This window comes from Streptomyces sp. NPDC014882 (assembly GCF_043081325.1).
In the GTDB taxonomy this organism is placed as follows: Bacteria; Actinomycetota; Actinomycetes; order Streptomycetales; family Streptomycetaceae; genus Streptomyces.
Genome location: NZ_JBIBWL010000002.1, coordinates 677,796 through 699,502 on the forward strand (window position 1 = coordinate 677,796; position 21,707 = coordinate 699,502).

Genomic DNA, 21,707 nt, shown 5'->3' on the forward strand with positions numbered 1-21,707 from the left:
GATGCCGGGTCGGCCTTCGGTGGGACTGACGTCACATCGACGGTTCGGACAGCTCCCGCAGCGCCTCGGAGATGACCTCGACCTCGTCCGCGGCACCGGTGGCCACCGCGATCACCAGGCGTTCGGCGGCATCGATGTCCGGACGCAGTTGCACCCCGTTCATCGCCAGGAAGACGACACAGGAGGTCCATGCCGTGCGCTTGTTCCCGTCGACGAAGGGGCGGTTGATCGCCAGCGACTGCAGGAGCGCGGCCGCCTTGCCGAAGAGGTCCGGATACGCCTCCTGTCCGAACATGGCGGCAGCCGGGCGGTGCGCGGCCGATTCCAGCAGCCCCGCATCGCGGACGACGACGTCCTGGTCATCGACCGCGAGGTCGGCGATGGCCAGGACGTCCTCGGCCGTCAGGTAGACAGGGGTCACTTGAGCCGCTCCAGCAGTTCGGCCCACTTGGCGGTCTGCTCCTTGGCCGCCTTGCGCACGAGTGCTTCGTGAGCCGTCCGCGCCAGGTAGTCGTCCACGGCCCGGAGCAGTATCGCGTGCATGCTGACCCCCTCCTCCTCGGCGCGCAGCTTCAGGGCTTCCGTCTGGTCGTCGCGGAGACGCAGGTTCATGGCCATACCAAAACGGTACCCCCTTGTGGGGTCAAACTGGTACCACTCAGGAAGAGGTCCGCAGCCGCGTCGTCACCCACGCCCCCACCAGGGCCACCGCCGCCATCGGCAGGAAGACGGCGGCGAAGGCGGCCGGGTGGGAGGCGCCGGAGGCCTCGGCGGCCGCGTGCGACACGGTCCCGCCGCCGAGCGCCGCGAAGGCGGCGCCGCCCGCGGACAGCAGCAGCACGTTGGACAGGCCGTCGGAGATCTGGAGGGCGGCCGAGTTGGCGCCGGCCTCCTCGGGGGCGGAGAGCTGGAGCAGGAGCACGCTGGTCGAGGAGATCACCAGGCCCATCCCGAAGCAGCCGAAGCCCCAGGCGACGGCCACCGTCCAGACGGGCACCGCGTCGATCAGGACGCTCGGCGCGGCGGCGACGGCGGCGGCCACGAGCACCATCCCGCCGGTCGTCAGCCGGTCCCGGTACGGCTCCACGCGCGGCCGGGACTGCACCCAGGAGCCCAGCGCCCAGGTCGCCCCGCCGGCCGCGAGGGAGAACCCCGCGAGGGTCGGGCTGAGGCCGCGCTGGGTGACCAGCATCAGCGGCACGAAGGACTCGGCGGCGATGAACGACCCGGCGGCCACCCCGCGCAGCAGCACCACCGAGGGCAGGCCGCGGGCCGCCCGCCAGGTGCCGGGCGGGAGCAGTCCGAGGACGGCCGGCACCAGCAGGGCGACGCCCGCGGCGGCGGGCAGGAGGGAGAGCGGACGCAGGTCCTGGGCGGCGTACTGGAGCAGGCCCGCACCGAGGGAGATGCCGAGGGCGAGACGGATGCGGCGCCGGTCGGAGGAGGCGTCCGCGGCGCCGTCGACCGGGCCCGCGGCCCGCCGTCGTATCTGCGGCAGTGCGAGGGCCAGCGGCAGGAGGACCAGCACGGGGATGCCGAGGAACACCCACCGCCAGCCCAGGTGCTCGGTCACCGCGCCGGACGCCAGCGGGCCCACGACCGACGGCACCACCCAGCTCGCCGCGAACGCCGCCATGATCGCGGGCCGCAGCCGCTCCGGGTAGGCCCGCCCCACGACGACGTACAGCGCGACGATCACCAGCCCGCCGCCGAGCCCCTGCACGGCCCGGCCGAGGATGAACAGCCACATGACCCCCGCGGTCCCCGACAGCAGGAGTCCTGCGGCGAAGGCGGCGATCCCGCACGTCAGCGCGCCGAGCGGGCCGCGGCGGTCGGACCACTGACCGGCCAGCACCATGCCGAACAGGCTGGTCGTGAAGTATCCCGAGAACGCGAAGGCGTACAGGGACAGTCCGTCCAGCTCCCGCGCGGCCACCGGCATGGCCGTCCCCACGGCGGTCGCCTCGAAGGCGATCAGCAGGACGACGGACACGATCCCGATGCTCAGGGCCCGGTGGTCCCGCCCCAGCACGGTCCCCTCCGACCGGCGCGGGCCGGGCTTCCCGGGTACGTCTGCTGTGCCTGCTGCGTCTGCTGCTGTGTCCGCGACATCGGTGTCGCGGGGTTCCTGGACGGCCATGACGGTCAGGGTAAGGCCCACAACCGACATTGACCCCTGTCGGGAGGCGGGACCGGCCCTCGTCCTTCGGTCCTCGTCCATCGGTCCTACGCCGCCCCGGCCGCCGCCGGACCACCCGTCCGCGCTTCCGCCGGATCACCCCGTTCGTGAACGGCACATGGCAGTCGCGTTGCAGCCCCCACGGCTCCCTTGAGCCCACCGGTTTCCGGGGCCTACGGTCGTCACGAGCGGTTCGGGGGGAGCACCTCCCGGAGAACCCGCCCGCCGGCCGTACGGTGCGATCGCCGCCACGGCCGTGAAGAAAAAGCAGTGACACGGCCGTGTGCCCGAGTGGTTCAGGGAGTCGCCTGCGCCGCACTCATCAGCGAGCTCCGCTCACGGGGACTTACGCGGGTTCGATTCCCGCCACGGCCTCCACCACCGTTTCCCGCCGGGGGCGTTCCCCGTCTACGCCTCTCGCCCCGCCCCATCCGGCCACGACGTGCCGAGGTCCTCGCGCATCGCCGCCTGGGCCGCTTCCGCGGCCGCCAGGTAGTCGCGCACGTGGGCCCGGAACTCCGGGGCGTCCGTGACGGTGCCCGCCGCCGCCAGGTCGCGCAGGGCCCGCACCTTCCAGAAGGCCTCGTTGACCGGGGCCATGACGTCCCACGGTGCGATCAGGGCCAGTTCGTAGCGCAGCGGGTACAGGTTGCTGGCGGTGAAGACCCCGTGGGCGGCCGTGCGGGCCTCCGCCGGGGGGAGCGAATCGCCGGCGGTCTCGTGCAGGCGGGTGTACGCGTCGGACAGCGCGGCCATGAACGCCGCGTACGCCTGCCGGCGGGTGTCCCGGTCGAGGGCCTCGCGGTCACGGCGCCAGCGGACGCGGTCGGCGAGCAGGGTCGATCCGATGCCGATCACCGCGCCGGTCAGGGTGTTCACGGGTGCCAGCCAGTCCATGCGGGAGACCTTACGGCGTGGGCTATGCGTAGAGTCCGCCGCCCGCCTCGTCCTCGAACACGCCCGGCCAGTAGCGCCAGCCGTCGTCGGTGGGCGTCCTCGGGGTCGGGTCGCAGGCCACCGGGTCGAGGGCGGCCAGGGTGCGGGCCATGACGGCGGCCAACTGGTCGTAGGCCTCCGTCAGTTCGTGTTCCGCGTCGAGGGTGTGCTCGCGGTGGACGAGCCAGAGGGTGAACGCCAGCGTCGAGATGTCGGCGTTCAGCGGACGGAGTCTGGACTCCGCCCCGCTCCAGGCCAGCACCGCGCCGGTGGCGCCGTCGAGGACGAGGCTGGTGTCCTCCACGAGGTGCCCGAGGCGGATCAACCGGTCCGCGCCCTCGGGGAGTTCGGTGTGCGGCTCGTCGGCCCAGTGCTCGGTGAGGGTGGGCAGGGGCACGTCCAGGTCGAGGGAGAACCAGACGCACTCCTCGGGCAGTCCCGTCTCCCGCAGGAAGCGGCGGGTCGGCTCGTGGGAGAGGGCGGCCGGGAAGTCGACCTCCTCGAAGCGGACGATCGCGCCGGTGTCGAACTCCTCGTCCAGCAGCCGGGGCGGCAGGTCCAGGGCGAGCCCGGAACGGGTGCCGGGGCCCGCGACCAGCGCGAGGGGACGGATCACGGCGGCCAGCCGCCAGAACGGGGGCACCTCGCCGTCCGCCCCCGACTCGTACAGCGCGAGGAGCCGACCGGACGCCTCGGCCACCGCCTCGGGCCCTGAGCGCCCGGCGTAGGCCGCGAACTGGCCTCTGAGCGCCGCGAGTTCGTCGGCGGCGGTGGCGAACCGCACCAGCTTCTCCAGGGAGGGCGCGAGCGGCCGGCGGTCCATCAGGTCGGGGCGGTCGTGGAGGAGGTACGTCGTCGTGATCTCGCCGGTCGCGCCGTCGAGGAGCACGGCCTCGGTCCCGGGGCCCGCCGGGCCGAGGAGCCCGCCGATGACCAGCTGGCCGCGCAGGTCGTCGGGGAGCCGGTGGCCGGGGCCGGCGGTGGAGTCGGCGACCGGGCGCAGGCCGTCCGCGCGCAGCGCCTCGAACGTCACCAGCGCGCCGACGTCGGGCAGTCCGGGGCCGGTCAGCCAGCGGCGGCTCGGCGCGTGGGTGACGTAGGGATCCAGCTCGGCCTCGGAGAGGGTGATCACCGGCGTGCCGGTGGTGGTGCTGGTCGTGCTCATCGGTCCCCCGTGCGTGAAGTTCGCCGTCCCACTGCTGCGCACCTTACGCGGCACCACTGACAACGGCCCTCGACAGGAAGGACGTCCGGTCACGCGCGCGCGTTGCCTCTCCGCGAGGATCGCACCGGCCCTCTCCCCCGCGGTCGACTCCGCGGTGTCGGGCCGGGGTCGGAGACGTGACGCGCGGGTGCGGGCCGGTGGACGCCGTCGGGCGGGCGCCCGGCACCACGTCCCCCCGCGCGACGACCGCGCACCCCGCACGACGGTCGTGCGTCCCGCGCGCGGCACGTGTCGGGGACGTCCCGCACGCGCACGTGTCCGGGACGTCCAGCGCGCGTGCATGTCCGGAGCGGCCCGCGCCGGCGGGCCGGCGCCGCGACCGCGGGCCGGCGGCGTCGAGGGCCTCCCCGTCGGCGCCGGAAAGGCGCTCCTCACGGCCCCGTTCGTGCGGGGGCCGCGCTCACCGGCTCGTGACGACGGCCGCCTGCGGCCTTATCGGCAGCCGGTTCACCGGGCGGCCGGTCGCCGCCCGCACGGCGGAGGCGATCGCCGCCGGGGAGGTCACGACCGGCACCGCGCTGGCCGCCTTCGCGCCGAACGGGGCCACCACGTCCCGCTCCTCGACCAGTTTGACGATCCGGATGTCCGGCACGTCCAGGGCCGTGGGCAGGGCGTAGCCGGTGAGGTCGGGGTGGCGGACCAGGCCGCGCGGGGTGCGCAGGTTCTCGGTGAGGGCGATGCCGACGCCCTGGGTGACGCCGGCCTCGATCCGGGCGGCGAGCTGTGCCGGGTTGAGCACCCGGCCGACGTCCTGGGCGACCGCCAGTTCGACGACCCGCACCGAGCCCAGCTCGATGTCGACGTCGACGACCGCGCGGATCGCGCAGAAGGCGAGGCCGACGAACGCGTCGCCCTGGCCTGCCCCGTCCAGCGGCTCGGTGGGGTGCGGGCGGCACTGCGCGGTGGCCCACAGCTCCTTGCCGTGCAGTTCCTCGGCGACGGTCGTCGACAGGACGCCGTCGTACGAGGTGATCTTGCCGTCGGTGATCTGGAGGAGTTCGGTGGACATGCCGAACTTGTGGGCCAGGGGCTGGAGGAGCTGGGTGCGGACCATCTTGGCCGCGCGTTCCACCGCGCCGCCGGAGACCCAGGTGTGGCGGCCGCGGCAGCCGGGGCCGGCCGGGGGCTGGTCGGTGTCGACGGGCGCGACGTGCACCTCGTCGACGCCGAGGGTCTCCTGGACGATCTGGCGGGCGAGGGTGGTGAAGCCCTGGCCGCTCTCGACGGCCGCGCACAGGACGGTCGCGACGCCGTCCTGGACCTTGACGGTGGCGGTGGAGACCTCGTCCGTGCCCTCCGCGCCGAGCATGTGGACCATGCCGAGGCCGTAGCCGACGCCCCGGCGCACCGCGCCCGGCTCGCCCGCGCCCTCGGGGCCGCCGGGCAGCAGCCAGTCCTCCTCGGGGGTGTCCTTCGGCAGGGCGGGCAGCGGGAAGTCCTGGACGGCCTGGAGGAGTTCGGCGACGGGCGCCGGACAGGTCACCGTCTGGCCGGTCGGCAGGACGTCGCCGGTGGCCATGGCGTTGCGCAGCCGCAGCTCCGCCGGGTCCACGCCGAGTTTCTTGGCCAGTTTGTCCATCTGCGCCTCGTAGGCGGCGCAGACCTGCATCGCGCCCTCGCCGCGGACATGGCCGGAGGGCGGGTTGTTGGTGCGGACGACCCAGCCCTCGATGAAGGCGTTGGGGACGACGTAGGGGCCGCAGGCGAAGGAGACGGCGGCGGCGAGGGCCTCGGCGGAGGTGTCGGCGTAGGCGCCGGCGTCGAGGAGGATCTGCGCCTCCACCTTGACCAGCCTGCCCTCGGCGTCCGCGTGGTGGCGGTACCGCAGCAGGGTGGGGTGGCGGTGGGCGTGGCCGAGGAACGACTCCTCGCGGGTGGCGGTGAGCTTGACCGGGCAGCCGGTCCGCAGCGCGAGCAGGCCGAGCGGGAGCTGGAAGCCCTGGTCCTCGCGGTCTGCGGTGGCGCCGGGCACACCGGTGACGACGATCTTCACCTGATCGGGCGACAGGCCGAAGCAGGCCGCGGCGGTGTCCCGGTCGCTGTGCGGGTCGGTGGAGGCCAGGTACAGCTCGACGCCGCCGTCGGGCCTGGGCACGGCGAGGCCGGCCTCGGCGCCGATGGGGGCGGGGTCGGCGCGGCCGATGCGGTACTGGCCCTCGACGACGACCTCGCCGGTCGCGGCCGGGTCGCCGTGGTGCAGCGGGATGTGCCGGATCAGGTTGCCGTCGGGGTGCAGCGGCTCGGCCTCGAAGGCGAGTTCGGGGTCGGTGACCGGGTCGAGCACCTCGTACTCGACGATGACGGCCGCGGCGGCCATCCGCGCGGTGTCGGGGTGGTCCGCGGCGACGGCCGCGATGGGCTCGCCGTGGTGGCGCACGACCTCGGAGGCGAACACCGGGCGGTCGGCCCGGCCGCGTCCGTGGAGCGGCCGGCCCGGCACGTCCTCGTGCGTGACGACGGCCCGTACCCCGGGCATCTCCCGCGCGTGGGTGGTGTCGATGGAGACGATGCGCGCGTGGGCGTGCGGGGAGCGCAGCACGGCCGCCCAGAGCAGGCCCTCGGCCCACAGGTCGGCCGCGTACGGGAAGGTGCCCTCGGTCTTGGCGCGGGCGTCGGCGGCCGGCAGGGAGGCGCCGAGGCCGTGCGGGATCGGCTCGGGGGCCGGGGCGGCCTCCGCGGGGCCTGTCGCGGTGGCTGCTTCGTCGGTCACGCCTGGCCTCCGTCCTGGCCGTACGCCGGGTCGTGCGGGTGGGGCTGCGCGGGGTTCTCGAACGCCGACGCGTGGATGCCTCCGCCGCCGGGGCCCGCCTGGTGGGGAATGCGTGGCTCGTCGCCGTCCGGCTCGGTGTCCGCCGAGGCGTGCGCCTCGCGTTCGGCGACGACGTCCTGGACGGCCTGGAGGACGCCCCGGTAGCCGGAGCAGCGGCACAGGTTGCCGCAGAGCGCCTGGCGGGCCTCCAGCTCGGTGGGCGCGGGGTTGCCCTCCAGCAGGTCGTGCACGGTCATCGCCATGCCGGGCACGCAGAAACCGCACTGCACGGCCCCGCACCGGGCGAGGGCCCGCTGCACGTCGGAGGGCTGCCCGTCGACGGCGAGGCCCTCGACGGTGCGGATCTCGCTGCCGGCGGTGGTGACGGCGGGCACCAGGCAGGAGGCGACGAGGCGCCCGTCCACCTGGACGTTGCAGGCGCCGCACTCGCCCTGGGAGCAACCGTCCTTGGCGCCGGCGAGCCCGAGCCGCTCCCGCAGGACGTAGAGCAGCGACTCGCCGATCCAGGCGTCGGCGACGGGCCGTTCCGAGCCGTTGACGCGCAGGGCGTAGGAGGCGAGGGGGTGGTCGTCGTGGTGGGCCGCACCCGGCGCGGGCCCGGCCTCCGTGCCCGCGTCCACAGGCGCGGACGCGGGGTCGGGGTCGGAGTCGTCGGGGCCGACGGGGTTGGGGAATCCGGCGGGTTCGGCGGGTTCGGCGGGCTCGACGGGCTGAGCCCGTCCGGCGGGTTCGGCCTGTCCGCCGCCTTCGCCGTGTTCGCCACGTTCGCCGTGTTCGCCGTGTTCGCCGTGTTCGCGGCCTTTACCGCTTTCGTGGCCCTCGCCGCTTTCGCGGCCTTCTTCGTATTCGTCGTACTCGCCGCGTTCGCCATGTTCGCCGTGTTCGCCGGGCCCGTCCGGGCGGGCGTCCGGGTCCGGGGCGTCCGCCGGCCGGGAGGGCTCGGCGGTCGCCGCGGGCTCGTGGGCGCCTTCCCCGCCGTCGGGGCCTCCGGGGTCCCCGGGCGCCCCGGAGGGCGCCTGGCGGGCCTCCGCGGGGCCCGGTGCGGCCTCGTACGGCTGTCCGGGCGCGGGGTGGCCGCCGGGGTGCTCGTGGGACGCGGGGCCGGCGTCGTGCCGCGGGGGGTACCCGAAGGCGGGGGCGTCCGGCCGGACTCCGGCGGCCTCGGCGAGCGGGGCGCCGGCCCCGCCGGTCCCGCCGGTCCCGCCGTCCCAGAGCCGCTCGTCCGGCGCGGGCTCCGGCGCCCAGGGCGCGGAGGCGCCGCCCGGCAGGGTGGCCGGGGGCGTGCCGCCGCCCCACTGCTCGACCAGTGCCGAGGTGGTGAACTCTCCCGACTCGTCGGGCAGATCGCCGCCCGCGACGGGGATCGACCACTGGCCGGTCACGTCGTGGCCGGGCGCCGGGGCGGACTCGGCGGGCGCGCCCGCGTCGCCGAAGGTCCACTGGCCGGTGGCGCCGGGGTGGTACGTGAACCGGTCGCCGCCCGCCGTCCCGTTCGCCGGCGCGGGCCAGTCGGTACCGGCGGCGGGGTCCGCCCAGGTGCCGTCGCCGGCCGCCGGGCCGGTCCCGTCGTGGGTCGCCTCGATCTGCGGGGGCACGTAGCCGTGGCCGGGCGCCGCGAGCGGACTGCCGTCGCCGCGGGCGGCCAGGAGTGCGTCGATGCCGCCCTCGGGGAGCTTCACGAAGGCGGTGGCGCCGTCGTCGTAGTCGCCCTGGGGCAGCGGGTCCCAGCGGCCGCCGCCCGGCGGCGTGCCCTGTCCGTGCTGGTCGTCGGTCATGACAGTGCCCTCCCCAGTGCTCGTCGGGCGAGCGCGGCGACGGTGCGCCGCAGGTGCAGTACGGCGGGCGGTAGCGGTTGCACGGAGCCGTCCTCGGCGGGGACCGGTTCAGGGATGCAGGCGGCGGCGACGTACTCGCCGAAGGCGTGGAGCGCCTCCGGGACGAGCGCGCGGTTGTTGTCCCAGTCGATGAGCCGGGCGACCCACTGCTCGGCCTCCAGGGGCCGCAGCGGCATCGGCGCTATGGCTCCGACGGCGCACCGGACCCCGCGCCGGGCGGGGTCGAGGACGAGGGCGACGGAGGCGACGGCCCGTCCGGGGCCGGTGCGGCCGGTGGCCTTCAGGAAGACCTGGGGGGCGTGCAGCAGCGGCACGCGCACGTACCCGATGAGTTCGCCGCCGCGCAGCATGTCCATGCCCGCCAGGAGGTGCGACACCGGGATCTCGCGGCGGATGCCGTCCGGACCCGCGATGATCAGGGTCGCCTCCAGCGCGGCCAGCACGGGCAGCGCGTCACCGGTGGGCGAGGCGGAGGCGATGTTGCCGCCCAGGGTGCCCGCGTTGCGGATGTGCGGCGGGCCCGCGGCGCGCGCGGCGGCGGCGAGCGCCGGGATGAGGGCGGCGAAGTCGGGGCGGCCCATGCGCGCGTGGGTGAGTCCGGCGCCGAGCAGGGCGTGCCCGTCCTGGTACTGCCAGCCGCGGATCTCGCTGATGCGGCCGAGTCCCACCAGGGCGGTGGGCCTGAGCTGGCCGGAGTTGACGGCGGCCATCAGGTCGGTGCCGCCCGCCACGGGCACGGCGGCCGGCGTGACGGCGAGCGCCGCCACGGCTTCGTCCAGTGTCGCGGGCAGCGTGACGGCCTGCCCCGCCTGCGGCGCGTGCGTGGTCAAAACCGGCTGCCCCTTCCCGCTGCCCCACCTGGTCCCACCTGTGCTGCCGTACGGTACGTGCTGACAGGGCGGACGTGGCAACTCTGGCACATCTTCGCAAGGCCCGGACGCGGGGGTCCGCCAGGAGGCATTCGCCCACCTCACCCGCGAGATGGTCCGGTTTCGGGCGACATCGCCGATGTGCGCGAATTGCCACTCTTCAGGTATCCCTGCGGTGTTCTTCCGTGATCGGGCCGCGGTCCGGACCGAGTTGTCCGGTTGTCCGGGCCCGTCGGTCCGGACTCACCGGTCCGGGCTCACCGGTTCGGGGCGGCGGTCCGGGCTCACCGGTCCGGGGGCGGGCCCTCGATCGGGCGGCCGAGCACGCCGGGCCGCTTCTGCCAGGGCTTCGGGCCGCCCGGTGGCCGGTAGGCGACGCCCAGGGCGTCCAGGCGCTCGTAGTGGAGCTCCATCCGCCGTTCGAAGCCAGCGAAGTCCCGCCGCTCCGGGGCGGGCAGCCGGCTCCAGGCGACCTCGGCGAAGGCCGCGAGCCGGGGGAAGACCTGGTAGTCCACGCGGGCGGCGTCCTCCATCGCCTCGGTCCACACGTTGGCCTGCGCGCCCAGCACGTGCCGCGCCTCGTCGGGCGTCAGCCCGGGCGGCACGGGCTCGAACCGGTAGACGTCCTCCAGGCCGCGCACGTAGCCGATCGGCACGGGCTCGTCGGCGCCGCCGTCCTGCCGGTGGTCCAGGTACACCTGCTGCTCGGGGCACATGACGACGTCGTGCCCCGCGCGCGCGGCGGCGATCCCGCCCGCGTACCCCCGCCAGGACGACACGGCGGCGCCCTCGGCGAGGCCGCCCTCGAGGATCTCGTCCCAGCCGATGAGGCGCCGTCCGCGGGCGGCGAGCCAGGTGGCGAAGTGGCCGATGAACCAGGCCTGCAGTCCGTCCTCGCCGTCGAGGCCGAGTTCCCCGATGCGGGCCTGCGCGGTGGGCGAGGCGCGCCACTGGTCCTTGGGGCACTCGTCGCCGCCGACGTGGACGAACTCCGACGGGAAGAGTTCGAGGACCTCCTCGAAGACCCCCTCGTAGAAGCGCAGGGTGTCCTCGGTGGGGGCGAGGACGTTCGGGCTGATCCCCCAGGTGTCCCAGACGGAGAGCGCCTCCGTGTCGACGACGTCGGTGTTGCCGAGTTCCGGACAGGCGGCGATGGCCGCCTGCGAGTGTCCGGGCACGTCGATCTCGGGGACGACGGTGATGTGCCGGTCGGCGGCGTAGGCCACGATCTCCCGGATGTCGTCCCGGGTGTAGAAACCGCCGTGCGGCCTGTCGTCCCACAGCGGTGAGGCGCGGTGGCCGAATTTCGTGCGGGAGCGCCAGGAGCCGATCTCGGTCAGCCGCGGGTGGCGCTCGATCTCGATGCGCCAGCCCTGGTCGTCGGTCAGGTGGAAGTGGAGGACGTTGAGTTTGTGCGCGGCCATCAGGTCGAGTTGGCGCAGGACTCCTTCCTTGGGCATGAAGTGCCGGGCCACGTCGAGGAGAAGACCGCGCCAGCGGAAACGGGGGCCGTCCTCGATGACCTGGTGCGGGATGCCGTGGCGCGTCGCGGGCCGCACAGGGGCGCGCCGGAAGGCCTCCGGGCCGAGGAGCTGACGCAGGCTCTGCGCACCCCAGAAGACGCCGGCCGGGTCGCCGCCGCGGATCTCGACGCCCTGGCGGACACCGACGCCCAGCCGGTACGTCTCCGGCTCCATCGTGTCGTCGACCAGCAGCCGTATCCCGCCGCGGGCCTGCTCGGAGCCGGTGCGCAGCGGCAGGCCGAGCGCGGTGCCGAGGCCGGCCCGCAGCCAGCGTTCGGTGCTCTGCGTGCCGGGCGCGGCCCACAGGGTGGTGCGCTCGTCCAGCAGCACCTCGCCCCGTGTGGGGCCCTCGACGGCGCGCGGCGCCGGAATGATCTCGTTGCCAGAAGTCACGTCGGTCCTTCACCGCCGCGCCGGGTCCGGAGGACACCGGCGGCGCCATCGACAGGGTCGACTGCGAAGTGTCGCCGATGACGGGCGACTTGGTGAAGAGGAAGGTGTTCCGGACGGAGGCGCGGAGGTGGGGGAAAACGCACTCGCGGCCACCGGGCCGGGCCGGACGGGGGAAAAGGATCCGCCGCGGGAATCCGCGCGCGGCTCGGCCCGTCGAGGGGTGCGGTCCTCCTCCGGCGCCCGCGGGAGGCCTTTCCCTAAGCCCTCGGCATGCGGATCGCGAAGGCATCGCGAAAGCGTCACGAAGACACCGGAAACGCGCGGGGAAGGCGCGGGGGAAGGCGTCGCGAAACCGGTGAGAAGGCAACCGGGAAGGCGGTGCGGGCCGGGGTCGGCGGGGCGGTCCGAAAACAGAACCGGAGCCGGAACCGGAATCGTGCGACGGCGGCCGCGACGGGAAACGCGACGGCCGCCGGGACGAGCACCGGGGCGACCGTGGCGGCCTCACCGGCGGGGAGGACGACGGCCGGAATCCCCACCGCCCGAGGGCGCGGCGGAAGGAATCCGGGGAGCCCGGAAAATCCGGGCCCGGAACCGGGGACGGGGCCCGGAAGGCCGGGCCCGGCGCGGCGGAACAGCGCGACGGAACGGGGGCCGCGGAACGGGAAGCCGCGGATTTCCCCGCCGAAGCCCTGACCCGCCGAAGCCCTGACCCGCAGAAACCCTGCCCCGCCGAAGCCCTGCCCCGCCGAAGCCCTGCCGCGCGGCGGCGCGGCCCCCGGCGGGGAGGAACGCGGTCCCCGGGCCTCAGCCCGGGGAGCACGTCACTTGTCGCCCTTGCCCTTGCCCTTGCCGTCGTCGCCACCGGAGCCCATGGACTCGTAGATCTCCTTGCACATGGGGCACACGGGGTACTTCTTCGGGTCGCGGCCGGGCACCCACACCTTGCCGCAGAGCGCCACGACGGGGGTCCCGTCGAGCGCGCTCGCCATGATCTTGTCCTTCTGGACGTAGTGCGCGAAGCGCTCGTGGTCACCGTCGCCGTGCGACACCTGCGGCGTCGGCTCTACGAGGGTCCCCGTTCCGGTGCCGCGCTCGGGCTCAAGAGTGCTCATACGGCCAAGGGTACTGAAGGTCACACGCGTCAGTTGAGCGAAGGGTCGTCCGGGTACGTCGCCACCATCGCCAGCTCGTTGCGCTGCCGGCGCAGGACCTCGCGCCAGAGGGTCTCCGGCGAGGGCGAGGACACGTCGCCGGGCTCGGACTCCACCACGTACCAGGCGCCCTCCACCAGTTCGTCCTCCAGCTGGCCGGGGCCCCACCCGGCGTACCCGGCGAAGATCCGCAGGGAGCCGAGGGCCGAGGCGAGCAGCTCCGGCGGGGCCTCCAGGTCGACGAGGCCGATCGCGCCGTGCACCCGCCGCCAGCCCAGCGGCGCGCCGTCGACGGCGGCGCCGCCGGGGACCACCGCGACGCCGAGCGCCGAGTCGAGGGAGACCGGGCCGCCCTGGAAGACGACGCCCGGCTCGCCGGTGAGGTCCGCCCAGTCCTCGAGGATGTCCCCGACGCCCACCGGGGTCGGGCGGTTGAGGACGACGCCGAGCGAGCCCTCCTCGTCGTGGTCGAGGAGGAGCACCACCGCGCGGTCGAAGTTCGGGTCCGCCAGGGCGGGGGTCGCCACGAGCAGCCGCCCTGTGAGCGAGGACACCTCGGTCATGCCAGACATGATCCCCCATCTTCCCCTCGCGTGGGGAGGCGACCGGGAACACGGGCAGGGGTGCAGGCCGGGCGCACGCGCGCGGTCCGGGCGCACGGGCACCGCGTCCCCGCCCGCGGTGACCCCGTGTGCCCGGCGGGAAACGGTTCGTGTTGTGACGCAGCCATGACCTCCCCGAGCGCTCCTCGGGCTTACGGGACCGGGGTCCACGGCGATTACTCTGTCTTCTCTGCCCTGCCCCACTCCACGGAACGCGAGATACATGACCGTCAACGGCTCAGACGACGTCCTGCTTGTCCACGGCGGAACCCCGCTTCAGGGCGAGATCCGGGTCCGCGGTGCGAAGAACCTCGTGCCCAAGGCCATGGTCGCCGCCCTGCTGGGCAGTGAGCCGAGCCGGCTGCGCAACGTTCCGGACATCCGTGACGTGCGAGTCGTACGCGGCCTGCTGCAACTGCACGGGGTGACGGTCCGTCCGGGTGAGGAGCCGGGCGAGCTGGTGCTCGACCCGACCTACGTCGAGAGCGCCAACGTCGCCGACATCGACGCCCACGCGGGTTCCAGCCGCATCCCGATCCTGTTCTGCGGCCCGCTGCTGCACCGCCTCGGCCACGCCTTCATCCCCGGCCTGGGCGGCTGCGACATCGGCGGCCGGCCCATCGACTTCCACTTCGACGTGCTGCGGCAGTTCGGCGCGAAGATCGAGAAGCGGGCGGACGGCCAGTACCTGGAGGCCCCGCAGCGGCTGCGCGGCACCAAGATCCGGCTGCCGTACCCGTCCGTCGGCGCGACCGAGCAGGTGCTGCTGACGGCCGTCCTCGCCGAGGGCGTCACGGAACTCTCGAACGCGGCCGTCGAGCCGGAGATCGAGGACCTGATCTGCGTCCTGCAGAAGATGGGCGCCATCATCGCGATGGACACCGACCGCACGATCCGCATCACCGGTGTGGACACGCTCGGCGGCTACGACCACCGCGCCCTGTCGGACCGGCTGGAGGCCGCCTCCTGGGCGTCCGCGGCGCTGGCGACCGAGGGCGACATCTACGTCCGCGGCGCCCAGCAGCGCTCGATGATGACGTTCCTGAACACGTACCGCAAGGTGGGCGGCGCCTTCCGGATCGACGACGAGGGCATCCGCTTCTGGCACCCCGGCGGCCGGCTGAAGTCGATCGCGCTGGAGACGGACGTCCACCCGGGCTTCCAGACGGACTGGCAGCAGCCGCTCGTCGTCGCCCTCACCCAGGCCACGGGCCTGTCCATCGTCCACGAGACGGTCTACGAGTCGCGGCTGGGCTTCACGTCCGCGCTCAACCAGATGGGCGCCCACATCCAGCTGTACCGCGAGTGCCTGGGCGGTTCGGACTGCCGCTTCGGCCAGCGCAACTTCCTGCACTCGGCGGTCGTGTCCGGCCCGACCCAGCTCCAGGGCGCGGACCTGGTCATCCCCGACCTGCGCGGCGGCTTCTCCTACCTGATCGCCGCCCTCGCGGCCCAGGGCACGTCCCGGGTCCACGGCATCGACCTGATCAACCGCGGCTACGAGAACTTCATGGACAAGCTGATGGAGCTCGGCGCGAAGGTGGAACTGCCGGGCAAGGCACTCGGATAGCCCGGTCCCGCACACGCCGATGGGGCGGCGACCCGGACCGGGTCGCCGCCCCATCGGCGTGTGTCTGCGCGCCCTGAGGGGCGCGGGGCGCTGCGGGACCGGCCACAGATGGCCCGCAGCCGCCCCACGGCGCTCTCAGCGGAGCGTCACTTGCCCTTGGCCGCTTCCTTGAGCTTGCTGCCCGCGGAGACCTTGACGCTGTAGCCGGCCGGGATCTGGATCGGGTCGCCGGTCTGCGGGTTGCGCGCGGTGCGAGCGGCACGGTGGGTGCGCTCGAAGGTCAGGAAGCCGGGGATGGTGACCTTCTCGTCGCCCTTGGAGACGATCTCGCCGACGACCTCGGCGAACGCGGCCAGCACGGCGTCGGCGTCCTTGCGGGTCACCTCGGCGCGGTCGGCCAGCGCGGCCACCAGCTCACTGCGGTTCATGTTCTTACTCCCGTGTTCTTCTTGCCGTTGCGGCGTGCCACGCGGCGGAGCCGCATGTTGGGCACAGCGAAGCCGATGCTGCCAGGGTCTTCGGACAGTCCCCGGACCCGGGTCCCTTGTCGGACCCTCGCGCCCAGGGACGCATCCTGCCCCCACCTGCGGCGGGAAAGCCAATCCGGCACCCGCAGGAGTCGTGAGAACACCCTTGGGAGTCACACGGAGAGGCCCACTGACTGGCCGCCCACCCTAGAGGGCGGTCAGATGGACCGGGTTCCACGACGCGCCGGTTTCATGACACATCGTGGCGATCCTCACAGCCTCCGCACACCGGGGGACCTCAGGCGGTGACCCCGGCGGCCTTCGCGGCCTCGCGCACGGCCCCGGCGACGGCGCCGGCGACCTTGTCGTTGAAGACGGAGGGGATGATGTAGTTCGCGTTCAGTTCGTCCTCGGAGACGACGTCGGCGAGGGCCTTCGCGGCGGCGAGCATCATCTCGGTGTTGACGGTGCGGGACTGGGCGTCCAGCAGGCCGCGGAAGACGCCGGGGAAGACCAGCACGTTGTTGATCTGGTTGGGGAAGTCGGAGCGGCCGGTGGCCACCACGGCGGCCGTGCGGCGGGCGACCGCCGGGTCGACCTCGGGGTCGGGATTCGCGAGCGCGAACACGATCGCGTCGTCGGCCATGGCGGCCACGTCGTCGCCGTCGAGGACGTTGGGGGCGGAGACGCCGATGAAGACGTCCGCGCCCCGCACGGCCTCCTTCAGGGTGCCGGTGAGGTTCTCGGGGTTGGTGTTGTCGGCGATCCAGCGCAGCGCGGAGCCGGGGGCCGCGTCGACGAGGTCGGTGCGGCCGGCGTGCACCACGCCGTGGATGTCGGCGACGACGGCGTTCTTCACGCCGGCCGCGAGCAGCAGCTTGAGGATGGCCGTGCCGGCCGCGCCCGCGCCGGACATGACCACGCGGATGTTCTCCATGGTCTTGCCCGCCACGCGCAGGGCGTTGGTCAGGGCGGCCAGGACGACGATGGCGGTGCCGTGCTGGTCGTCGTGGAAGACGGGGATGTCGAGGGCCTCGCGCAGCCGGGCCTCGATCTCGAAGCAGCGGGGGGCGGAGATGTCCTCGAGGTTGATGCCGGCGAAGCCCGGCGCGATGGCCTTGACGATCTCGACGATGGCGTCGGTGTCCTGGGTGTCCAGGCAGATGGGCCAGGCGTCGATGCCGGCGAACCGCTTGAACAGGGCCGCCTTGCCCTCCATGACCGGCAGCGCGGCCTTGGGGCCGATGTTGCCCAGGCCCAGCACGGCCGAGCCGTCCGTCACGACCGCAACGGAGTTGCGCTTGATGGTCAGGCGGCGGGCGTCCTCGGGATTCTCCGCGATCGCCATGCACACCCGGGCCACGCCCGGCGTGTAGATCATGGAGAGGTCGTCGCGGTTGCGGATCGGGTGCTTCGACGCCATCTCGATCTTGCCGCCGAGGTGCATCAGGAACGTACGGTCCGAGACCTTGCCCAGCATCACGCCCTCGATGCCGCGCAGCTGCTCGACGATCTCGTCGGCGTGCGCCGTGGACGTGGCCGCGATCGTCACGTCGATGCGGAGCTTCTCGTGGCCGGACGCCGTGACGTCGAGGCCGGTCACCGAGCCTCCGTGGGACTCGACGGCCCCGGTGAGCTGGGAGACCGCGGTTCCGCTCGCGGGCACCTCCAGCCGGACCGTCATCGAGTAGGAGACGCTGGGCGCCGTTGCCATGGCCGACTTCCTCTGCTTTCACCGGTGACGCTGGATGCCGTTCGATCGTCGCACCTACTGTCGAGTAGGCGTTAGCCGCCCCGGGTTGCGAACGTTGAGTTCACAACGAAAGAGGCCCACGTCACACGGACGTGGGCCTCTTCCCTCTGTCTGCGACACCGGCCCGCCATGCTCGCCTCGCGGCAAGTGGTCGCTCGTGGCGACGAAGGTTGGGCCCGGGGGCTTGGATCGGGCCGGTGTCACGTCCAGGCTAACAAACGGATCCCGGAACACCATTCCCGTGCGGGGACTTCACGGGAATCAGTCCCTCAGCAGATCGGGCACCCCGTCCCCGTCGGGTTCGTCGCGGTCCGCGGAGACGACCGTCAGCTGCTGGGTCGCCCTGGTCAGCGCGACGTACAGCACCCGCAGGCCGGCCGGGGACTCGTCGGCGATCTCGGCCGGGGAGACGACCACCGTCGCGTCGTACTCCAGGCCCTTGGCCTCCAGGCTGCCGAGGGCCACCACGCGGTCGCCGAGTCCGGCGAGCCAGCGGCGGGCCTCCTCGCGGCGGTTCATGGCCACGACGACGCCGACGGTGCCGTCGACCCGTTCCAGGAGGCGTCCGGCCTCGGCGCGAACGGTGGCGCCCGGGGAGTCCTCCACGGCGACGAACCGCGGTACGACCCCCGTGGACCGCACCGCCGCCGGGGACTCGGCGCCCGGCATCGCCAGGGCCAGCACCTTCGCGGCCAGCTCGGCGATCTCCGCCGGGTTGCGGTAGTTCACGGTGAGTCGGAAGCGGCGGCGCGGACGGCTGCCGAGGGCCTCGTCGCGGGCCTGGGCGGCCTCGTCGGGGTCGGACCAGGAGGACTGGGCGGGATCGCCGACGACCGTCCAGGTGGCGTGCCGGCCGCGGCGGCCGACCATGCGCCACTGCATCGGCGTGAGGTCCTGGGCCTCGTCGACGATGACGTGGGCGTACTCGGTGCGCTCCTGGGCGAGGCGCTCGGCCCGCTCGCGCTGCGACTCCTCGCGCACCGGCATCAGCTCCTCGAGGCCGGTGAGCTGGTCCAGCGGGTCGAGTTCGCGTCTCCTGCGGGGGCGGGCCGGGGTGCCGAGGATCGCCTGGAGCTCGTCGAGCATCGCGATGTCGTGCACCGAGTGGCCCTCGCGCCTCAGCGAGCGGGCGACCCTGCGGATCTCGCCGGGGTTGAGGATGCGGCGGGCCCAGCGGCCGAGCCGGCGTTCGTCGGCCATGGCGGCGAGGACGGACTTCGGGGTCAGTTCGGGCCACCAGGCGTCGAGGAACGCGATGAAGGAGTCCTCGCCGGTGACGTCCTCGTCGAAGGAGGAGCGCAGTTCGGCGGCCAGTTCGGGGTCGGCGTGCCGGCCGGCCGCGCCGGAGCGCTCCCACAGGGCGTCCAGCAGGAGCCTGCGGGCGCGGGGGCGCAGCAGGTTGACCGGCGCGGTGCCGCCGAGGGCGCTCTGCCGGATCCGGTCGAGGTCGCCGGCCTCCAGTTCCAGGCGCCGCCCGAAGGCGACCACGCGCAGCCGGTCGGGCGTGCCCGCGGGGGCCTGGGGGCGGCCGCCCGCGGGGCCGGTGTCGCCGTCGCCGTCGGCGGACTCCCCGAACGCGAGCTGCCCGGCCGGCGGGCCGCCGCCCGGCCGCCCCGCCTCGAGGGCCCCGCGCGCCGCCTTCCGCAGCACCTTGAGCATCCGGTACGACCCCTTGGCGCGGGCCACCGCCGGGGGGTCGTACAGGGTGGCCTCGACGCCGTCGACGAGGGAGCCGACGGCGCGGATCGCGACCTGGCCCTCCTCGCCGAGGGAGGGCAGGACGCCCTCGGTGTACGCGACGAGGAGCGGGGTCGGGGAGACGATCAGGATGCCGCCCGCGTAGCGGCGGCGGTCCTGGTAGAGGAGGTAGGCGGCCCGGTGCAGGGCGACGGCCGTCTTCCCGGTGCCGGGGCCGCCCTCGACGTAGGTGACGGAGGCGGCGGGGGCACGGATGACCATGTCCTGCTCGGCCTGGATGGAGGCGACGATGTCGCGCATGGTGTGGCTGCGGGCCTGGCCGAGGGCGGCCATGAGGGCGCCGTCGCCGACGACGGGCAGTTCCCGGCCGTCGAGGCGGGCCGTGAGCTGCGGCCGCATCAGGTCGTCCTCGACGCCGAGGACGCGGCGTCCCTTGGACCGGATGACCCGGCGGCGCACGACCCGGCCGGGGTCGACCGGCGTGGACCGGTAGAACGGGGCGGCGGCCGGGGCCCGCCAGTCGATGACGAGCGGCTCGTAGTGCTCGTCGAGGACCCCGATGCGCCCGATGTGGAGGGTCTCGGCGATGTCGGCGGTGTGGTCGTCGCGGATCGCGCCGTCGGCGGGTTCGACGGCGGTGTAGGCGCCGTCGGGTCCCTTTTTGCCGTCCTTGCCGGCGAGCAGGTCGATCCGGCCGAAGAGGAAGTCCTCGAACTCGTTGTTGAGGCGGTTGAGGTGGATCCCCGCCCGGAACACCTGGGCGTCCCGCTCGGCCAGGGCGCCGGGCGTGCCGACCTGACCGCGGCGGGCCGCGTCGTGCATGAGGAACTCGGCCTCGCGGATGTTCTCCTCGAGGCGCCGGTACACCCGGTCCAGGTGTTCTTGTTCGACGCTGATCTCACGGTCACGAACTGAGTCCTGAACCGAGTCGACCGCGGTTTCCTGCTGAGCCTGAGCGGCCACCGGGCCCCCTTCTGACGTGCTGGGCAGCCGTCAACCGTACGCGAAGGGGGCCACCGCGGGCTACGGCGCGTCGACCTCGACGAGTTTCTTCCCGTCGAAGGTCATCACCTCGAAGTGGTCGATCTCGTTCGGGGTGAACGCGGCGCCGCCCTGGACGTAGAGCGGGTTCTTGGCCTGCTCGGTCTTGGCGCCGGGCAGGCCGTAGCCCCATTCCGGGACGGACCAGGACGAGACGGTCTCCCGTTCGCCGTTCTTGCCGACGGCGATGAGCGAGCACTTGTTCGGTCCCGCCACGTTCTTCAGCTCGACCACGGCCTCGGTGCCCCAGGCCTTCTCGCCCATGGCGACGGTCGCGGTGACCTTGGTGCCCGGGTCGGTGCCCGTGACCTTGTCGGAGAGCGTCTCGAAGACCGACCGCGCGGGGCTCGCGCCCGCCTCGACGGTGGTGCCGCCGCCGTCGTCGCCGCCACCGGCCGCCACGGCCACGAGCGGGCCGCCGATGATCAGCGCGACACCGGCTGCGATCATGTACATGCTGCGCCGGCGCTTCCGGGCGCGGTGGTCGGAGACCTCGACGACGAGCTTCTCGGCCAGTCGCGGGCCCGGTTTCGCGGACAGGGACTCGCCGATGGCGGGGGTCCCGGCGCCCGGCAGGTCCGCGAGCGCGGCCAGCATCGGCTCCATCCCGGCGAGTTCGTCGAGCTGCTGGGCGCACCACTCGCACCCGGCGAGGTGCGCCTCGAAAGCGGTTGCCTCGGCGTCGTCGAGGATCCCGAGGGCGTAGGCGCCCACGGTCTCGTGTTCGCTCGGGCCCGGAGATCCCTGCGCGGCTCCCTGCATGGGCCCAGACATACCCGAACCACCCGTTCCGAATCCCCCGTACACGCTCATCACGCCGTCACCCCCCGCTCCTCCAGAGCCAGCTTCATCGACCGCAGGGCATAGAAAACCCGTGAGCGTACGGTGCCGCTGGGTATCCCCAGCGTCTCAGCCGCCTCGTTGACGGTACGCCCCTTGAAGTAGGTCTCGACGAGCACCTCTCGGTGGGCCGGGGTCAGGTCGTCGAGAGCGTCCGACAGCGTCATCAGCCACAGCGCCTTGTCGATCTCGTCCTCCGCGGGGATGACCTCCAGCGGCGACGGGTCGACCTCCTGCGGCCGGGCCTGCCGGCTGCGGTGGCCGTCGATGACGATGCGACGTGCGACCGTCACCAGCCAGGGGCGTACCGATCCGGTCGCCCGGTTGAGCTGACCGGCGTTCTTCCAGGCACGGATGAGTGTCTCCTGCACGACGTCCTCGGCGCGCTGCCGGTCACCGGCAACCAGTCGCAGGACGTACGCGAGGAGGGGTCCGGCATGCTCCCGATACAGAGCGCGCATCAGCTCCTCATCAGGTTCCGAGGGCTGGGACATGCGATGTCGGGCCCTCGATCCACGTTCATTGGCCACGGCCGCATCCTTGCGCACGCCCACCTCCGGTGTCCGGGGGTTCCCCCGAGTCGGTCGCTCTCCCACCGGTACGGATGCGGTCCGGCGGGTGTTCAAACCGGAGTGACAGATTTCTGCGGAGTGACACGACAAGGGGAACATGAGGGCACATTCCCGCCCCTCTTTCTTTACATTTCCCCCACACGAACGACGGGGCGGCGGGCTGCCCGGCGGCGCGCGAAGGTAAACGACGTGTAATCGAAATCACGTCGACAGCGCGGCGGCGGAATGGGCGTCAAACCCCCATACCGGACGGCCCACTTGTCGCCCACTTGTCGCCCGG

General features: G+C 73.6%; 17 protein-coding genes and 1 tRNA gene. 2 read left to right on the forward strand and 16 right to left on the reverse strand.

Translation table 11 applies throughout. The annotated features are described in order from the left end of the window. Positions 1–31: 31 nt before the first annotated feature. The 3 genes from ACF09K_RS07605 to ACF09K_RS07615 are packed head-to-tail and all read right to left on the reverse strand — an operon-like array spanning position 32 to position 2,140. The gene (locus tag ACF09K_RS07605) at positions 32–421 is read right to left on the reverse strand and encodes a type II toxin-antitoxin system death-on-curing family toxin (RefSeq protein ID WP_392241568.1); all 390 of its coding nucleotides are present in this window, start codon (positions 419–421) and stop codon (positions 32–34) included. Then, positions 418–618, reverse strand: coding sequence for a ribbon-helix-helix protein, CopG family (locus ACF09K_RS07610; protein WP_016826066.1), 201 nt, complete (start codon positions 616–618; stop codon positions 418–420). The genes ACF09K_RS07605 and ACF09K_RS07610 overlap by 4 nt, the downstream gene beginning before the upstream one ends. A 40-nt stretch (positions 619–658) precedes the next feature. Then, positions 659–2,140: an MFS transporter gene (locus tag ACF09K_RS07615; RefSeq protein ID WP_392241569.1), complete on the reverse strand. Its 1,482-nt coding sequence runs from the start codon at positions 2,138–2,140 to the stop codon at positions 659–661. A gap of 316 nt (positions 2,141–2,456) precedes the next feature. Here ACF09K_RS07615 and ACF09K_RS07620 point away from each other — a divergent pair. Continuing rightward, positions 2,457–2,557 (forward strand) — tRNA-Glu (locus tag ACF09K_RS07620). Between the two features lie 30 nt (positions 2,558–2,587). On the opposite strand, the gene ACF09K_RS07625 is transcribed toward ACF09K_RS07620, so the two are convergent. From ACF09K_RS07625 to ACF09K_RS07660, 8 genes are all read right to left on the reverse strand, one after another. Beyond that, positions 2,588–3,076 carry a hypothetical protein gene (locus ACF09K_RS07625; RefSeq protein WP_392241570.1) on the reverse strand — a complete coding sequence of 163 codons (489 nt, stop codon included), beginning with the start codon at positions 3,074–3,076 and terminating at the stop codon, positions 2,588–2,590. A gap of 22 nt (positions 3,077–3,098) precedes the next feature. After that, the gene (locus tag ACF09K_RS07630) at positions 3,099–4,280 is read right to left on the reverse strand and encodes an SUKH-4 family immunity protein (RefSeq protein ID WP_392241571.1); all 1,182 of its coding nucleotides are present in this window, start codon (positions 4,278–4,280) and stop codon (positions 3,099–3,101) included. A 460-nt stretch (positions 4,281–4,740) separates the two neighbouring features. Continuing rightward, the gene (locus tag ACF09K_RS07635; protein ID WP_392241572.1) at positions 4,741–7,050 is read right to left on the reverse strand and encodes a xanthine dehydrogenase family protein molybdopterin-binding subunit; all 2,310 of its coding nucleotides are present in this window, start codon (positions 7,048–7,050) and stop codon (positions 4,741–4,743) included. Further along, complete coding sequence (locus tag ACF09K_RS07640) at positions 7,047–8,885, reverse strand: 2Fe-2S iron-sulfur cluster-binding protein (protein WP_392241573.1); 1,839 nt, start codon at positions 8,883–8,885, stop codon at positions 7,047–7,049. Before ACF09K_RS07640 ends, ACF09K_RS07635 begins: the two co-directional genes overlap by 4 nt. Next, entirely contained in the window at positions 8,882–9,775 is an 894-nt protein-coding gene (locus ACF09K_RS07645; RefSeq protein ID WP_392241574.1) for an FAD binding domain-containing protein, read from the reverse strand. The genes ACF09K_RS07640 and ACF09K_RS07645 overlap by 4 nt, the downstream gene beginning before the upstream one ends. Positions 9,776–10,098: 323 nt before the next feature. Continuing rightward, positions 10,099–11,730 (reverse strand): beta-N-acetylhexosaminidase, encoded by a 1,632-nt coding sequence (locus ACF09K_RS07650; RefSeq protein WP_392241575.1) that lies wholly within the window; start codon positions 11,728–11,730, stop codon positions 10,099–10,101. An 824-nt stretch (positions 11,731–12,554) separates the two neighbouring features. Further along, complete coding sequence (locus ACF09K_RS07655) at positions 12,555–12,845, reverse strand: DUF3039 domain-containing protein (RefSeq protein ID WP_086770502.1); 291 nt, start codon at positions 12,843–12,845, stop codon at positions 12,555–12,557. A gap of 29 nt (positions 12,846–12,874) precedes the next feature. Beyond that, positions 12,875–13,447, reverse strand: a complete 573-nt coding sequence (locus ACF09K_RS07660; RefSeq protein ID WP_392241576.1) for a YqgE/AlgH family protein — start codon at positions 13,445–13,447, stop codon at positions 12,875–12,877. Between the two features lie 262 nt (positions 13,448–13,709). Here ACF09K_RS07660 and murA point away from each other — a divergent pair, with 262 nt between their 5' ends. Next, positions 13,710–15,056 (forward strand): UDP-N-acetylglucosamine 1-carboxyvinyltransferase, encoded by a 1,347-nt coding sequence (gene murA, locus ACF09K_RS07665; protein WP_392241577.1) that lies wholly within the window; start codon positions 13,710–13,712, stop codon positions 15,054–15,056. Positions 15,057–15,202: 146 nt separating this feature from the next. Here murA and ACF09K_RS07670 read toward each other — a convergent pair whose 3' ends face one another. The 5 genes from ACF09K_RS07670 to ACF09K_RS07690 all read right to left on the reverse strand — a co-directional run bounded on the left by ACF09K_RS07670 (position 15,203) and on the right by ACF09K_RS07690 (position 21,349). Then, the gene (locus ACF09K_RS07670) at positions 15,203–15,484 is read right to left on the reverse strand and encodes an HU family DNA-binding protein (RefSeq protein ID WP_363088559.1); all 282 of its coding nucleotides are present in this window, start codon (positions 15,482–15,484) and stop codon (positions 15,203–15,205) included. Between the two features lie 337 nt (positions 15,485–15,821). After that, complete coding sequence (locus tag ACF09K_RS07675; RefSeq protein WP_392241578.1) at positions 15,822–17,237, reverse strand: NAD-dependent malic enzyme; 1,416 nt, start codon at positions 17,235–17,237, stop codon at positions 15,822–15,824. A gap of 300 nt (positions 17,238–17,537) precedes the next feature. Beyond that, positions 17,538–19,937 carry a HelD family protein gene (locus ACF09K_RS07680; protein ID WP_392241579.1) on the reverse strand — a complete coding sequence of 800 codons (2,400 nt, stop codon included), beginning with the start codon at positions 19,935–19,937 and terminating at the stop codon, positions 17,538–17,540. A 60-nt stretch (positions 19,938–19,997) separates the two neighbouring features. Continuing rightward, the gene (locus tag ACF09K_RS07685; protein WP_392241580.1) at positions 19,998–20,789 is read right to left on the reverse strand and encodes an anti-sigma factor family protein; all 792 of its coding nucleotides are present in this window, start codon (positions 20,787–20,789) and stop codon (positions 19,998–20,000) included. Positions 20,790–20,827: 38 nt separating this feature from the next. Then, positions 20,828–21,349 carry a sigma-70 family RNA polymerase sigma factor gene (locus tag ACF09K_RS07690; RefSeq protein ID WP_010039908.1) on the reverse strand — a complete coding sequence of 174 codons (522 nt, stop codon included), beginning with the start codon at positions 21,347–21,349 and terminating at the stop codon, positions 20,828–20,830. Positions 21,350–21,707 lie beyond the last annotated feature (358 nt).

Coding starts and splice junctions, on each gene's coding strand:
- ACF09K_RS07610 (WP_016826066.1), bottom strand. CDS start 618: ATGGCCATGAACCTGCGTCTCCGCGACGACCAGACGGAAGCCCTGAAG.
- ACF09K_RS07615 (WP_392241569.1), bottom strand. CDS start 2,140: ATGGCCGTCCAGGAACCCCGCGACACCGATGTCGCGGACACAGCAGCA.
- ACF09K_RS07625 (WP_392241570.1), bottom strand. CDS start 3,076: ATGGACTGGCTGGCACCCGTGAACACCCTGACCGGCGCGGTGATCGGC.
- ACF09K_RS07630 (WP_392241571.1), bottom strand. CDS start 4,280: ATGAGCACGACCAGCACCACCACCGGCACGCCGGTGATCACCCTCTCC.
- ACF09K_RS07640 (WP_392241573.1), bottom strand. CDS start 8,885: ATGACCGACGACCAGCACGGACAGGGCACGCCGCCGGGCGGCGGCCGC.
- ACF09K_RS07655 (WP_086770502.1), bottom strand. CDS start 12,845: ATGAGCACTCTTGAGCCCGAGCGCGGCACCGGAACGGGGACCCTCGTA.
- ACF09K_RS07660 (WP_392241576.1), bottom strand. CDS start 13,447: ATGACCGAGGTGTCCTCGCTCACAGGGCGGCTGCTCGTGGCGACCCCC.
- murA (WP_392241577.1), top strand. CDS start 13,710: ATGACCGTCAACGGCTCAGACGACGTCCTGCTTGTCCACGGCGGAACC.
- ACF09K_RS07670 (WP_363088559.1), bottom strand. CDS start 15,484: ATGAACCGCAGTGAGCTGGTGGCCGCGCTGGCCGACCGCGCCGAGGTG.
- ACF09K_RS07675 (WP_392241578.1), bottom strand. CDS start 17,237: ATGGCAACGGCGCCCAGCGTCTCCTACTCGATGACGGTCCGGCTGGAG.
- ACF09K_RS07685 (WP_392241580.1), bottom strand. CDS start 20,789: ATGTCTGGGCCCATGCAGGGAGCCGCGCAGGGATCTCCGGGCCCGAGC.
- ACF09K_RS07690 (WP_010039908.1), bottom strand. CDS start 21,349: ATGTCCCAGCCCTCGGAACCTGATGAGGAGCTGATGCGCGCTCTGTAT.